We start from the raw sequence: 15,276 nt of genomic DNA, 5'->3' as shown, positions 1-15,276 counted from the left end.
GTGAGGGTATGAAGAACGCAACAATATCTGATGTAGCAAAGCTTTCAGGGGTTTCCAAGTCCACTGTTTCAAATTATCTTAATGGAAATTTCGAGAGAATGTCTGACGAGACTAAAAAGAAGATAAAAAATGCAATTGATGAATTGGGGTATACACCAAGCTTGAGCGCCCGCAGGCTGTCGTCTAAAAATCACAGCAAGACAGTTTGCTTAGCCATTCCCAGAAACATTTCACATTTAAACGATACCATGTATTACCCGGTCATATTCTCGGCTCTTGGCGAGGAAGCAAAGAAATTTGATTATAATACTCTGATTTATTCCATGGACTCAGATGATATCAATAAAGACACAGAGTATTTAAAGAGCCTGTCATCGTCTCTGGTAGACGGAATCCTGTTGTATGACCTGGAAGAAGACAGTCTGGCCTTCAGGGAGTTTGAGAGGGCAGGCATCCCTTATGTGTGCGTGGGTAAGATACTCAGCCTGGATAATTATAATTATGTGGCGTCTGACCACGGCAAAGCGATGAAGGATGTCCTGGAGTATTTTTATAACCTGGAGCACAAAAAAGTGGCCATTATCACGGAGGGAAAGTCCAACAGCGTGGTGCAGACTGTGAGAAGTATGGCTTTTAATGAATTTATGTCTGAAATGAAAGACGAGAAATTGGACTATTCTTATATCAGAATCAACCAGAATGAATCATCATCCGATATCAAACTGCTGTTCAATGAACTGCTCAATCCTGCAAACCGTCCAACGGCAGTCGGCATTATCAGCTGTTTTATGAGCCAATTCATGGATGTGGTAAGGGGATATGGAATCAGGATACCGGAAGACCTGTCTGTGATGATTCTTGAGTATTATAAGAATTCCAATGTAGATGAGGAGTATCAGGATTTTACCTGTGTGGAATCCAAGGCTGAGAAGGTAACGAGAATCGCCATGAGGAAGCTTGTAAAGCTGATTGACAGCGGAAAGCCTTTTGAGTCGGAATTGGTTGGTTTGAAGGTGTGTGTGAAAAACTCAACTTCAAAGCCTAAAAAGCAAGGAGGCAGGAAGTCATGAAGAAAAGATATATAAAAATAGTATCTCTTGTATTTGGATTAGCAGCATCCATGGTTACGGGATGTTCCGTGAAATCATCAGAAAATGTGGTTACAACAGCAGCGCCCACCACTGCTAAGGCTGAGACAACTGCATCAGCCGAATCAGGAGGAAGCGCCACGGAACAGAAGAAGATGGTATTCTGGGATAAGTCAGAGTATGTTGAGGGCTATAACACTATGATGAAGGCAAAGGTAGACGAATTTGCCAGCGGGAATCATGTGGATGTGGATTATGTGGTCATACCTGCTGCTGATATGAAGCAAAAGCTGATGGCTGCCATTGAGGCAGGCAATGCCCCTGATCTGATTGTGGGCGATGATACGCTGGTTGGGCAGTTTGTTTCCATGCAGCAGATAGCAGAGTGCTCAGATATATTTGAGGCTGTGGATTTTACGGAGAATTCAAAAATACTGGGAACGTTCAACGGTAAGCCTTATCTTGTGCCTCTGGCATTTACAGCGCCCGGCATGTATCTAAGGATGGACCAGTGGGAGAAAACGGGGATGGATATTCCCACAACCTGGGAAGAACTGAAGGAAGGCGCCCAGCTGATGAATGACCCGGCTAACGGCTTCTACGGTCTTGGATTTGCCATGGGTGCGTCAGGCGGAGGAGATGCCGAGGGATTTTGCAGAACCATTATACTGGACTGGGGAGGAATCCCGGCAGACGAGAACGGAAAGGTCACGGTCAATTCTCCTGAAACACTGGAAGCACTTAAATTTATTGCAAGCTTATATGAAGAGGGATTGATTCCGCCTGATGCGATTACCGGAGACGACAGCTGGAATAACAACGCTTACCTGGCCGGTACTGTGGGTGTCATCACAAATTCAGGTTCCGTGGTATCCAGCATGAAGGAGGAAAAGCCGGATCTTCTCGCGAACACACAGATTATTGCATATCCCGCAGGGCCTACCGGAGAGGCGTTCACCCTGGGCGGCGCCAATGTATTCGGAATATTTGAGACAGGTAAAAATACAGAGGTCGCAAAAGATTTTGTTAAATACTATTTTGAGGACCTGGATAATTATAATGCCATGATTGAAGCCATGGGGGCCATGTGGCAGCCGGTGGTGAACGGAGTGGATGACACGGATTTCTGGAAGGATCCGGTCAATGCAGGATGGCTTGCCAACTCTAAGAATACATATAAGACCTATTATCCGGCGCCGTCAGATGAAAGGGCTACGGTATCCTTTACAAACCAGCTTTGCGTTAAGGCCGTACAGGAAATTGTTGTTAACAAGGCTGACCCGCAGGAGGCCCTGGACCATTTGGAGGCAGAATTCAATAAGATTTATAACTAGTAATGGAATTGGCATGACAGGGGGATAAGATGTCAGTAAAGAATCAGAGAATAAGGAAGTATTCGCATTCCCAGCAGCTGTTAGATAAGCGTCTCGGGCTTCTGTTGATGGTGCCGGTTGTTGCCGTGATATTTGGTATTACCGGAATCCCGTTCATAAGGGCATTGTACTTAAGCTTTACGAACAAAGTGGTAGGGGTACCGGAACAGTTTATTGGGTTTGATAACTACCTGGCTCTTTTTGGGGATAAGATTTACTGGAAGTCCCTGTACAATACGATTATCTATACGGTGGGATGTATCACGGGGAAACTGGCGCTGGGGCTTCTGCTGGCAGTTATCCTGAACCAGAAGTTCAGGGGAAAGGCATTTTTCAGGACTGCGCTTCTTATTCCCTGGGCATTGCCCGGAATGGTGGCTGCCACTACCTGGAGATGGATGTATGACAGCACTTATGGCATTATCAACAGCCTGCTGCTGAAAACCGGGCTTATCAGCCTTCCTGTCCCATGGCTGAGTAACCCTGATATCACGCTGTTAAGCACCATGATTGTGAATGTGTGGAGAGGCGTCCCCTTCTTCATGTTCAGTCTCCTGGGAGCGCTGCAGACGCTGGACGGACTGATTTTTGAAGCAGCCTATGTAGACGGTGCAGGTATGTTTAAGCGTTTCTGGTATATAACGCTTCCGGGAATCTCAAGCGTTTTGGGCATTTCCACACTTTTGTCCACCATATGGACCTTTAATGATTTTGAGAATGTATTTTTAATCACTGGAGGTGGACCGATTTACTCCTCCAGCGTAATCTCCACTTACACCTATGACCTGGCATTTATACAGAATTCTTTTGGCAGGGCTCTCTCGGTGGCAGTGTCGGTGATACCGCTTATGCTCATACTGATTCTGGTATCCCAGAAGGTAATTAATGGGGACAGAAATGAATAGGGAAGGAGATGGACTGGATGGTAATGAAGAAACGCAGCCGGCTCATGCGGACCACAGCCACGTACGGGATTTTAATGATTGCGCTTTTATGGACAATCTTTCCCATTTACTGGATGATAAAATCATCCCTTACCGTAAACGAAGAAATGTATGTGGCCAGACCGCCGTTATTTTCTAATGTAATAACCTTTGATCATTATATTGATTTGATTTATAACACCTCTTTTATGCACAATGTCTGGAACAGCTTTGCAATAGCAGCCATTACTACAATCATATGCCTGGCAATCGGTATACTTGGCTCGTATGCAATGACACGGCTTAAGTATCCGGGAAGATCATTTTTCAGGAACAGTATTATTATTTCATACCTTATGCCTACGGCGGTGCTGTTCGTACCCATGTATGTGTTTGTGAGCAGTCTTGGGTTCTATGATAACAAATATGCGCTTTTGATCATATACCCTACATTTGTAGTACCCTATTGCTGTTATATGCTTATCAGCTATTTTAAGGCGATTCCATATGCGCTGGAGGAGGCGGCGCTTATAGACGGCTGCAATCGTCTGCAGACGCTGTGGTATATCATTATGCCAATTGCCCTTCCCGGAATTGCGGTGGTGGCCACCTTTGCATTTACCATGGCGTGGAATGAATATCTGTATGCCATGATTATGACAACCAGCAATGTGCAGAAAACGGCCACGGTAGCCATATCAGGCTTTAAGTATGCTGATTCCGCCATATGGGGAAGAATCATGAGCGCTTCGGTGGTCTGTTCACTGCCGGTAACGTTGCTTTATATTGTTGCGCAGAGCATGCTCATATCCGGCAAATATGAAGGAAGTGTTAAGTAAAACGTGAGAATAAAAGAGAGGAAACAGGAATGGAAGATAGAGACGATATGCTTATGAATCATGTGAATACCAATTCCAGACCAGGTGACTTAAAGATTACAGACATAAGGGTAACTGATATCGTAGGGGCTCCCATGCATTGTACCCTGGTAAAGGTTTATACAAACCAGGGACTGGTGGGCTATGGAGAAGTCAGGGACGGCGGGTCCCGGAATTATGTGCTGGCTCTTAAAAGCCGTCTCATAGGTGAGAATCCCTGCAATATTGATAAACTATTCCGCAGGATTAAACAGTTCGGAGGCCCTGCCAGACAGGGCGGAGGCGTATGCGGCATAGAGCTTGCCCTCTGGGACCTGGCAGGGAAAGCATATGGAGTACCGGTATATCAGATGCTGGGAGGTAAGTTCAGAGACCGCATCAGAATGTACTGTGATACGGATATTGAGGGAAAACATACCGGCAAGGAGATGGGAGAAGCCCTTAAGAAGAGAATGGATAAGGGGTTTACCTTCCTGAAAATGGATTTGGGAATTGATCTTCTGTACGATATTCCGGGGACTTTGTGCGCACCGTTGGGTATGGTCGGGGATTTAAAACAGTCGTCCAGGACATATGAGGCTATCAGCCGCAAGCTGACACCGGAAAAGAGAAGCTTAAGGAACCGGATGTATGACATGCAGAATATTCCCCATCCGTTTACGGGTGTCCAGGTAACGGAATATGGTTATGATATTCTGGAGCAGTATGTAAAGGATGTAAGAAGTGTAATTGGGTATGAGATCCCTCTCGCCATTGACCATTTCGGGCATATAGGCGTAGAATCCTGTATCAGGCTGGCCAGAAGGATTGAGAAGTACAATATCGCATGGATGGAGGACCTGATACCCTGGCAGTTAACAGACCAGTACGTTAGACTTAAAAATTCCACTACAGTGCCGATTTGTACAGGTGAAGACATATATCTGAAAGAGAATTTCCGTCCGCTTCTGGAACGCGGAGGCGTATCAGTCATCCATCCGGATATCCTGACCAGCGGAGGCATACTGGAGAACAAGAAAATCGGGGATATGGCACAGGAATACGGAGTCGCCATGGCAGTACATATGGCGGAAAGCCCTATCGCCTGTATGGCAGCGGTCCACAGTATCGCAGCCACTGAGAACTTCCTGGCTTTGGAGTTCCATTCGGTGGATGTTCCATGGTGGTCTGACCTGGTAACAGGATTGCCAAAACCAATCGTAGACAATGGATATATAACAGTGCCTGATGCGCCAGGGCTTGGGATTGAAAACCTGGAGGATGATGTGATTCGTGAGCATCTCCATCCTGACTATCAGGATGTGTGGGCAGATACAGCGGATTGGGACAATGATTATTCACATGACCGCACCTGGTCGTAATGGGAGAGGGGAAAATATGATTTATTATACAAGGGATCAGATTATAGAATTGACCAGCCGCTGGAAGGGAGAGCGTTTTGAAGACGGAAGGCCCAGGGTACCGGACTATCTTCTGGAAAAACTGCGGACCATGACAATTGAGGAGATATGGCTGCCTTTATTTCTTAAGGATTACAAGTTCCAGTTTGAGGGGGAGATGAAGAAGCTGCACGATGGACTGAAACTGATAGGGAGGGCTGTAACGGCAGTCTTTATGCCTGCAAGGCCTGATTTGATGGAAGCTGTCAGGACGGAAGGGGATGCCAGAGATTATAAGGGTACGTGTAACCAATGGGTGGTTGACCATCTGCAGGAAGGGGATGTTGTGGTTGCCGATATGTTTGACAAGGTTTGGAACGGCACATTTGTAGGCGGGAATCTGACCACAGCCATCAATGTCAGGACCAGGACAGGGGGCGCTGTCATATGGGGAGGCGTGCGCGATATCGAGCAGATGCAAAAGATTGGCACGCAGGTGTATTACAGAGGAACGGACCCTACCCCCATCAGGGAATGCCTGATGACATCTTATAACGGACCTGCAAAGATTGGAAAGGCAGTATGCATGCCCGGCGATATTGTCATGGGCACCACCAGCGGTATCCTGTTCATCCCGGCATATCTTGTGGAGGAGCTGGTCAACAGCGCTGAAAAATCACATGCCAAGGACATATTTGGTTTTGCCATGCTGGAACAGGGAATGTATACTGCGGCTGAAATAGACAGCACGGTCTGGCCTGAGGAAATGGTAGACAAAATGATAAATTTTATTGAACATGATTCGTCCTGCGAGAAGTACAGGGGACTGGACTGGTCCTTGGAAATAGATGCTGCCAGAGGAAACCAGGAAGCGGTGGATGAATTGATGAAGGGGTATCTGGTGTAATAGGTATCTGGTGTAATGGATATCTGATATGACGGGAAGGCCCTGCAAAGTAGCTGATATACACAGATGCTCTGCAGCGCCTTCTGTTTACTGAGCCCCACGGAAAACGGGCGCACATAGGTCACATCCAGTCCTGTGCTCCTTTTACCCATTGAATACGAACCGGAACCGGACTATAATTTAGATTGATTCAAGCCACGCCAAAGATAATTTTTTCTGTCATGAGTAATAATGAAAATACAGGAGAAACTTGTTTAGAGTGTTTTACACCTGTATTGGGCGAATGAAAATGAGTCATCCGGAGAACATAAAATGTGAGAGGAGCTAAACAATGAGCAAAGCGTACGATGAGTTAAAGACATACATGGATAAGGCCATGGCTATCAAGACAGCCATGACGCTGTTCGAGTGGGACAACGAGACACTGGCTCCCAGGGAAGCGGGAGAGCTTACCTCCAAGGTAATCGGGGTCCTGTCAGGGGAGTATTTTCAGGCAGTGACCTGCGATGAGATGAAGAAACTGCTGGAGGAATGCCAGGCTGACAAAAGCCTGACCGGGGCAGAGGCTGCCAATGTAAGGGAGCTGCTGGAAGAGAGGGAGCATATCTGCCCCATTCCCCAGGATGAATACCAGGAATTCGCCCGTCTCACGGCCAGGGCTACCAGCGTTTGGGCCGGGGCAAAAAAGGACCAGGATTTTGAGGCGTTTGCCCCCACGCTAAAGAAGGTCATCGGATTCCAGAAGAAGTTTGCGGGTTACAGGGCAAAGGATGGAAAGAAGCTGTACGATGTGATGCTGGATGACTATGAGAAGGGTTTTTCCATGGAGAACCTGGACCGGTTTTTCGGCTTACTGAAAAAAGAGCTGGTGCCGTTTCTTAAGAAGGTGATGGAAGATGGAAAGAAGATTGAGGATTCTTTCTTAAAGGGCGATTACCCGGAGGAAAAGCAGGAGGAGCTGGGGAGGTTCTTGGCGGAATATGTGGGATTTGACTTTGACCGGGGCGTTATGGCGGTCAGCGCCCATCCTTTTACCACCAACCTTCACAACAAGGATGTGCGTATCACCACCCATTATACGGACTGTGTGGACAGTTCCATGTTTTCTGTCATCCATGAGGCCGGTCATGCCATCTATGAGCTGGGCATACGGGATGATCTGACTTTGACGCCTGTGGGTCAGGGGGCCAGCATGGGCATGCATGAATCCCAGTCACGGTTTTTTGAGAACATCATTGGGCGCAGCCGTTCCTTCTGGGTTCCCATATATGCCAGGGTGCAGGAGATGTTTCCGGAACAGTTGGGAAAGGTGGAACTGGACCGGTTCGTGGAGGCGGTCAACAAAGTTACTCCGGGCTTAATCCGCACGGAGGCCGACGAACTGAGCTACAGTCTCCATGTGCTGATTCGTTATGAGATTGAGAAGATGCTGATAGAGGAAGATTTGGATGTGGAGAAACTGCCGCAGCTCTGGGCTGATAAATATGAGGAGTATCTGGGCGTTCGCCCGGAGAACCCGGCAGAGGGAGTGCTCCAGGACATCCACTGGTCCCAGGGCTCCTTTGGATATTTTCCGTCCTATGCCCTGGGCAGCGCTTTTGGAGCCCAGTTATATTATCATATGAAGGAAATCATGGATTTTGACGGCCTGCTTAAGGAAGGCAGGGTGGATGTGATACGGGATTATCTTAGGGAACACATCCATCAGTATGGAAAGTTAAAAGACAGCCGTCAGATACTGAAGGATGTGACCGGGGAGGATTTTAATCCGGAATATTATGTCAGGTATCTGAAGGAAAAGTATTCCACTGTATATGGACTGTAGAAGGTGGACTGCCAGAAGTGTAAAGACGTGTTATTGTATAACTTTATGTTTAAGTTATGCAAGAACACGTCTCTTTGTTATCATTAGAGATTTTGCCTTTCTTTTTTAAACCATTTATTGTATACTTAAGACAATGTTAAGAATTATCTGGAGGAGGACAGTAAGTGATACTGGCAGATAAAAGAGATTACAGGCAAGGATATAAGAAACATTACTCAGCCTACTATAAACTCATGGAAACAAATGCAAGCATAAACAGTAAACGGTTACTACTCTCTTATTGCGTTGAGTGTGGATTGAAATATTTGCTGTTGGATAAATGGCATGAGGAAAATCCAGAAAAGATAATAGGAAACGAAAAAGACAAGAGAAGAGATGTTTTGAAAAGTCATAATCTGGAAAAGATATTAAAAGAGTTAGGACAATTAGGAACATTCAAATTTCCTCAATTGATTACAGCACATCAAGATAGCATAACATCCGAAAATTACCATCAATTATGTAGATATTGCATAAGAGTAAAGGATAAGGATAGAGTAAAAGAAGATAAATATGAAATTGAGCTAAAAAAAATTGCAGACTGGATTGAGGAAGGGATGTGAGAAGAGTGATATTTTATACATGGAAAGATGTAGAGCGACATTTGTTTCTAAACCGGGATAGATGGGATAAAGATATTTTGGATGCAGAAATTTATTCTTCTGATATTTACATTTATGTAAAATCTTTAGATAATATAAATAGAGTTGGAGAAAATTTGGCAGATATTTTTGAGTATAAATATATTCATAAAGATCAGAAACTTTATCTTGAATTGGGAAAAGAAGCATATTTAACAGTAACGTATGAGATTGGGGAAGAAAAAGAACATGACAAGCAGATAGTGCCATTATTTAGAAATGTATTATATAAGAAATCTGCCTATTATGAGGATATGATTCAAGAAAGTCTTCCTGGGTGTCCAGTTATAGCATTTCATTCATATAAGGGAGGAGTAGGTAGGACTTTATCACTTCTTGCTTTTGTAAAAGCATGGTCAGTGCTTGCAGATGTTAAAGAGACCAGCAGACTTTTGATTGTGGATTCAGATATAGAAGCCCCGGGAATCACCTGGCTTACGGCCAAGGATGGGCAGTGTTCTTTTAGCTATTTGGATTTATTGGAAATAACACAGGGAATGGATAGAATCGAAGAGATAGTTGGATTAGTGGCAGATAAAGTAAGCGAGATGACTTTTCAGGTTGAGACAGATGTTAAAGTTGTTGAACATTTTGTTTTACCTACTTATCGATATATCGAACAGTTATTGGATATGTATGCCAGTCCGGAGAGTATAGTTGTCAGTTATAATAAGAAGTTTATTTTGGCAGAGATTTTGTCAATGTTAGGAAAACGGTTAAATGTATCGGCTGTACTGGTTGATTTAAGAGCTGGCGTAAGCGAATTTTCAGCTCCGTTATTATTCGATCCTAGGGTGAAAAAATATTTGGTAACATCTACATCGTATCAGTCGGTTAAGGGAACAGAATTATTGATACAAGAGTTAAATAAAGGTCTGCCTATAAATGAGAGTACACTAATTCCTGAAATTTTTATGACAATGATTCCGGATGGATTACAAACTTTGGATATTGTTAGTGGATTGGTCTCTTTATATGACGAGGTAGACGAGAAGGAAGAATCCTTAATTGATAATCTTGTAACTGAACTTCCATTTGCTAGTGAGTTGTTGCATCTAGGTTCCTTAAGACAGATTATCAAAAATTTAGATGGATGTGCATTTTATAAGAATATTTATTCACTAGTCAAGGATAATTATGTTGTCCAAAAAGAAAAGAACTTAACAACATCTGTTAATAGAAGAGAGGAAGTTATAAGAAAGATTAATCGATTAGCAGATACTCAAATAAATGCAGAAGGGAATGTTGAATTTAACATACTAATGACAGCTCCTATTAATAATTTAATAAAAAAATTTAGGGTTAATATTCCTCATACAGTTATTATGGGAGCTAAAGGATCAGGTAAGACATTTTTATATAGAGAAATGCTGAGAAATAAATATTGGGAAACTTTTATAGTGAAGATGGAAAACAATAAAGAGATAAAAGAACCAAGGACATTTTTCATTCCTGTCTTAGCCTCTTCCAATGCCAGTGGTTTTAAGGATATACTACAAGCAGCTATTAAAAAGTATAATGCATGTGGAGTTAACGGAAATATTAGTAACTCTGTTTGGCTGGATAATAGCAATAAAATTAAAACTTTTAATAGAAATGAGCATGATTCCTTAGAGTGGTTAGATTTTTGGAAACAGATAATGCTAGAGACATTGGGAGGGGGATTTGATTCTTTAGAATCCTTAGAAAACGTTTTAGGAGAACGTGCTCAAAGGGTGGTTTTTTTATTTGATGGTTTAGAAGAAATTTTTATTCAAACATTATCATCTAAGACAGAAAAAAACGCTATTTTAGGTCTCTGCCAGGATATGTTAAATGAATGGAAAGTGAAATATAAAAATATTGGTGCAATTATATTTTTGAGAAAAGATTTGGCTAGAGATTCAATAGAGGTTAATTTTGAACAATTTAATACGCTTTATAATTCGGTAGAACTAAAGTGGTCCAGGACGGAAGCACTGAGATTGGTAGTCTGGCTTGTAAATCAAGCGGTCCCGGGATTTTACCAAGAAGAGGTTGCTGTTGAGGTAGCGTCTCAAGAATTGATTGAAAGGAATCTTACTAAGCTATGGGGAGTGAAGCTGGGGAAAATAACATCAAATGAAGCATATTCAGCAAGATGGATTTTGGCAGCATTATCAGATTTTAATGGACAATTACAGGCTCGTGATATCATCAGGTTTTTACAATATGCGACCGAAGATGCAGGCCGGCCAATATATGAAGATAGGTATATTATGCCAGCAGAAATAAAGAAAGCAGTCCCCAATTGCTCTAATAAAAAATTAAATGAGGTTATACAGGAAATAGCTGCTCTTAAACCAATTTTCACTAAATTGGAAAGTCTTCCGGAAGAAAAAAGAATACTTCCATTTCATAGTGATACTTTTGAATTAACAGCAACGGACGAAAAACTAATGAAACAGGAGGGATATTTGAAAATTGATAATGATAAATATTACCTTCCAGAGATAATTAGACATGCATTAAAGTTTAAATATGAAAGGGGAGCGAGACCTAAGGTATTATCGCTGTTATTAAGCAAATAGAATATCCAGTGATATAAATTTATTATGAGGATATTTGATAATATAGGATTTCCCTTTGTGATGTTGATAAATCCATATTTTGATATTTGTTATAATAGTGGTCTGAACACCCTGCTTGTAATACCGCCTTTTTTCTGGTAGAATGACTCTGAGTAAGAAATACCAACAACAAAGGAGAACGGATATGTCTGACTGTAGGAAGTATGTGGATTATATAATGGAGCAGGCGAAGAATCTGTTGGCCATTGACAGTCCTTCCGGCTATGGCAGAGAAGTGACGGAGTACCTGTTAAAGGAATTGGAGGCATTGGGGGTGCCGGCCAGGCGCACGGTAAAGGGAGGAGTCATCGCTGATTTTGGCGGCAGGAATAAGGAAGACGGAATCCTGCTGGAGGCCCACTGCGATACCCTGGGAGGCATGGTTGTCCGGATTAAGGAAAACGGCAGGCTGAAGCTGACCAATATAGGAGGCATGAAGCCGGCTAATGCCGAGGCTGAGAATGTGCGGATTGTCACCAAGGCGGACGGAATCTATGAGGGAACCTGCCAGCTGGTGGATGCCTCCGTACATGTAAACGGCAGCTATGAGAAGACCGAGCGCACATGGGATACGGTGGAAGTGCTGGTGGACGAGGATGTTAAGTGCAGGGAAGACGCGGTGAAACTTGGCATCATGCCTGGCGATTATGTGTGCTTTGAAGCCAGGACAAGGATTACTTCATCCGGTTATATCAAGAGCCGTTTTCTGGACGATAAGCTGTCCGCAGCCATTTTGATGGGATATGCCAAATATCTTAAGGATGAGTCCGTGACCCCTGAGCGCCGGGTATATGCCCATTTTACCATCTATGAGGAAGTGGGGCACGGAGGCTCTGCCTCTGTTCCGGAGGGCGTAACCGAAGCCTGGTCCGTGGACATGGGCTGTGTGGGAGAGGGCCTTCAGTGTACGGAGCGTGAGGTATCCATCTGTGCAAAGGACAGCGGAGGCCCCTATAACTACGATATCGTGTGCCGCCTGGTGGAGCTGGCTAGGGAGCATGGAATCAGCTATGCCGTGGATGTGTATCCGCATTACGGTTCTGATGTTGAGACTACACTGAAAGCAGGCCATGACGTGCGCCATGCCCTGATTGGGCCAGGCGTCTACGCATCCCATGGATATGAGAGAAGCCATAGGGACGGCGCAGAGAATACGTTCAGGCTGATTCAGGCATATATCGGGTAAGTCTGGGAAAATATTATATAATAACCTAAATATCGCCTGCCGGCATGAGAACGGTGCGGCGATATTTTTTGTGCTGTAAAAGGCATGGCACATAGGTATGTCCTTCTATTCATATATTAATTACAGGGGAGTGCCCTGATACAGGTAAGCTTCCCGGTGAAATGAAATTTTCCTGATACAGGGACAGGTTCCGGTGACAGGAATCGTTTTCGAATACAGATAACAGGTTCCCGTGTCAGCATACAGGAAGGAGGGGATTGTATTTTGTGAATAAACGCATCATATGGGCGGCCCTCACCGGGCTCATGGTGCCTTATGTAGGAACCCTTGCATGGACAGGCACGATCCGGGGAGAGGAGCTGCGATATGAGCAGCAGAAGGAGGTATCCGGCAGGCGGCGGATCCTTTTGGACCGGACCGGCGGCTCCTACTATATGGATATGGAGGAATACCTGCCCGGAGTCATTGCCAGGCAGGTGCCGGTGGAGTACGAGCCGGAAGCACTGAAAGCCCAGGCCATCATTGCCAGGACATACATATGCAGGCAGATGGAGGGCGCCGGGGATGAGGAAGAGATAGCGGAATCCGCCCTGGATATGGATTATCTGGAGGCGGACCAGTTAAAAAAACTGTGGGGTTCCAGCCGGTTCCCGGAATATTACAAAAAACTGGAGGACGCGGTAAAGGCCACCTCCGGCATTGTCATGACCTACGAGGGAAAATGTATTGACCCCATGTATTGCAGGGCTACGGCCGGCATGACCAGACAGGGAGATTTTACCCATCCCTATCTTCAGACCGTGGACTGTCCCGGGGACGTGGAGGCAGAGGGATACATACAGATGCTTTCCTTTTCCAGGGAGTCGTTTGTGTCGGATATCAACAGCATTCCGGCCGGGGACTCCGGCCCCAGGACCATTGAGGCATCCCAGGTGCCGGATACCATACAGATTGTGTCCAGGGACGATGCCGGGTATGTGGATACCGTACAGATTGGCAGCGCCGGCTACACAGGAGAGGAGGTTCAGTATGCCCTGGGCCTGGCTTCCTCCTGCTTTGTGCTGGAGCCCTATGAGGACGGAATCAGGGCAGTAGTGAAGGGCATTGGGCACGGCTACGGGCTGAGTCAGGCCACTGCCAATGACAAAGCAAAGGAGGGATGGAAGGCCGAAGATATCCTTGGATATTTTTATAAAAATATTGCTTTCATTTCTGAATAAGTAGCCTTGGTTTGGTAAGAATAGTACCGAGGTGATAAACGTGAAAGAGAAAGTAAACCAGATGTTCAAGGATAAGCTGTTTCTTGTCATGCTAGTGTTAGGCCTGCTGACTATAGTAGCCGCAGCAGGAGTGATTACCGTACAAAGAGGAAAAGGTAATGAGACCAATCCATACCTTGAAGTGCCCCAGCCCGAAATGATTGCCCAGGAGACCGCACCGGAAATGCCGCAGGTGGCAGGTGCCTCTGATGCGGCAAAAGAGACACAAAAGAGCGAGCCGGCTCCTACCAAGGCAGCCGTGGCCCAGAACGCCAACCAGGGAAATGACCTGGCGGCGGAAGCCGGCGCAGGAAAGGATGCGGCCGATGCACTGGTGCTGAATTTTACAGATACCAGTAAGATGGAGTGGCCTGTAAAGGGAAATGTGCTTCTGGACTACAGCATGGACCGGACCATTTATTTCCCCACACTGGACCAGTATAAATGTAATCCCGGCCTTGTGATTCAGTCTGATGTTAGCACTCCGGTGAGGGCCCCGGCAAATGCCAGGATACTGGAAGTGGGTTCCAATGAGGAAATCGGAAATTACATTGTCATGGACCTGGGCAATGAGTACACAGCTACCTGCGGCCAGTTAAAGGAGGTCTGCGCGGCAGAGGGAGAGTACCTGAAAAAGGGACAGACCCTGGGCTATGTGTCAGAGCCTACCAAGTATTATTCCGTGGAAGGTGTCAATGTATTCTTTGAGCTGAAGCATCAGGATAAGACGGTGGACCCGTTAGATTATATGGAATAGGGCCGGAAAATTATCGCGAAAACGTAAATATTGGAAAGAAATTCGGGAAGAGCAGAAAGCAAAAGGATGTTTTCTGCTTTTCCTTTTTTTATATTATAGGAAAGTCCTTGCTGAAACGAAGTTATGTAAACTAATGATTCTGCCAAAGGAGGGTATAGAAAACAGACGGTGGTTTAGAACAGGTCGATATAGAACCCTTCTTCCCATCCATCATCGTCGAGGTCGTCATCTTCAGTTAAAAAGTAATGCATATCCAATAAATCAGAATCGGTCATGTCCTTGACCAGTTTGGGTGTCATTCCTTCTGGAGGATTTTTGATGTATTTTTGTCTGAGTTCATCCACATATCTTTGATTCATTTGCAACTGCCTCCCATCTGTAATAAATGTAGTATGAAGCAGATGGGAGAGAAAGTCAAGCAGAGCGGGACCGG

General features: G+C 44.9%; 13 protein-coding genes. 12 read left to right on the top strand and 1 reads right to left on the bottom strand.

Annotated features, from left to right (window positions below):
* Positions 1–8: 8 nt before the first annotated feature.
* The 12 genes from G614_RS0119055 (at position 9) to G614_RS0119000 (ending at position 14,843) form a co-directional block, all read left to right on the top strand.
* On the top strand, positions 9–1,070 hold the full coding sequence (locus tag G614_RS0119055) for a LacI family DNA-binding transcriptional regulator (RefSeq protein ID WP_027643228.1): 1,062 nt from the start codon (positions 9–11) through the stop codon (positions 1,068–1,070).
* A complete protein-coding gene (locus G614_RS0119050) occupies positions 1,067–2,422 on the top strand; it encodes an ABC transporter substrate-binding protein (protein WP_027643227.1) in 1,356 nt (451 codons plus the stop codon). Before G614_RS0119055 ends, G614_RS0119050 begins: the two co-directional genes overlap by 4 nt.
* A 29-nt stretch (positions 2,423–2,451) precedes the next feature.
* Complete coding sequence (locus tag G614_RS0119045; protein WP_027643226.1) at positions 2,452–3,366, top strand: carbohydrate ABC transporter permease; 915 nt, start codon at positions 2,452–2,454, stop codon at positions 3,364–3,366.
* A gap of 17 nt (positions 3,367–3,383) precedes the next feature.
* A complete protein-coding gene (locus G614_RS0119040) occupies positions 3,384–4,223 on the top strand; it encodes a carbohydrate ABC transporter permease (protein WP_027643225.1) in 840 nt (279 codons plus the stop codon).
* A 29-nt stretch (positions 4,224–4,252) separates the two neighbouring features.
* Positions 4,253–5,623 carry a mandelate racemase/muconate lactonizing enzyme family protein gene (locus tag G614_RS0119035; protein ID WP_027643224.1) on the top strand — a complete coding sequence of 457 codons (1,371 nt, stop codon included), beginning with the start codon at positions 4,253–4,255 and terminating at the stop codon, positions 5,621–5,623.
* 16 nt (positions 5,624–5,639) lie between these two features.
* Positions 5,640–6,548 (top strand): RraA family protein, encoded by a 909-nt coding sequence (locus tag G614_RS0119030; protein ID WP_027643223.1) that lies wholly within the window; start codon positions 5,640–5,642, stop codon positions 6,546–6,548.
* A gap of 331 nt (positions 6,549–6,879) precedes the next feature.
* Positions 6,880–8,373: a carboxypeptidase M32 gene (locus tag G614_RS0119025; protein WP_027643222.1), complete on the top strand. Its 1,494-nt coding sequence runs from the start codon at positions 6,880–6,882 to the stop codon at positions 8,371–8,373.
* A gap of 164 nt (positions 8,374–8,537) precedes the next feature.
* On the top strand, positions 8,538–8,975 hold the full coding sequence (locus tag G614_RS0119020; RefSeq protein ID WP_002586161.1) for a hypothetical protein: 438 nt from the start codon (positions 8,538–8,540) through the stop codon (positions 8,973–8,975).
* The gene (locus G614_RS0119015; RefSeq protein ID WP_027643221.1) at positions 8,972–11,602 is read left to right on the top strand and encodes a KGGVGR-motif variant AAA ATPase; all 2,631 of its coding nucleotides are present in this window, start codon (positions 8,972–8,974) and stop codon (positions 11,600–11,602) included. Before G614_RS0119020 ends, G614_RS0119015 begins: the two co-directional genes overlap by 4 nt.
* Positions 11,603–11,786: 184 nt before the next feature.
* Positions 11,787–12,827, top strand: a complete 1,041-nt coding sequence (locus G614_RS0119010; protein WP_027643220.1) for a M42 family metallopeptidase — start codon at positions 11,787–11,789, stop codon at positions 12,825–12,827.
* Between the two features lie 266 nt (positions 12,828–13,093).
* Complete coding sequence (locus G614_RS0119005) at positions 13,094–14,047, top strand: SpoIID/LytB domain-containing protein (protein WP_027643219.1); 954 nt, start codon at positions 13,094–13,096, stop codon at positions 14,045–14,047.
* Positions 14,048–14,087: 40 nt separating this feature from the next.
* Positions 14,088–14,843, top strand: a complete 756-nt coding sequence (locus G614_RS0119000) for a peptidoglycan DD-metalloendopeptidase family protein (protein ID WP_027643218.1) — start codon at positions 14,088–14,090, stop codon at positions 14,841–14,843.
* A 173-nt stretch (positions 14,844–15,016) separates the two neighbouring features.
* Here G614_RS0119000 and G614_RS0118995 read toward each other — a convergent pair whose 3' ends face one another.
* Positions 15,017–15,202: a hypothetical protein gene (locus G614_RS0118995; RefSeq protein WP_027643217.1), complete on the bottom strand. Its 186-nt coding sequence runs from the start codon at positions 15,200–15,202 to the stop codon at positions 15,017–15,019.
* Positions 15,203–15,276 lie beyond the last annotated feature (74 nt).

The sequence above is a fragment of the [Clostridium] clostridioforme AGR2157 genome (genome assembly GCF_000424325.1).
In the GTDB taxonomy this organism is placed as follows: domain Bacteria; phylum Bacillota; class Clostridia; order Lachnospirales; family Lachnospiraceae; genus Enterocloster; species Enterocloster clostridioformis_A.
This window is presented reverse-complemented; position numbering and strand designations above follow the sequence as displayed.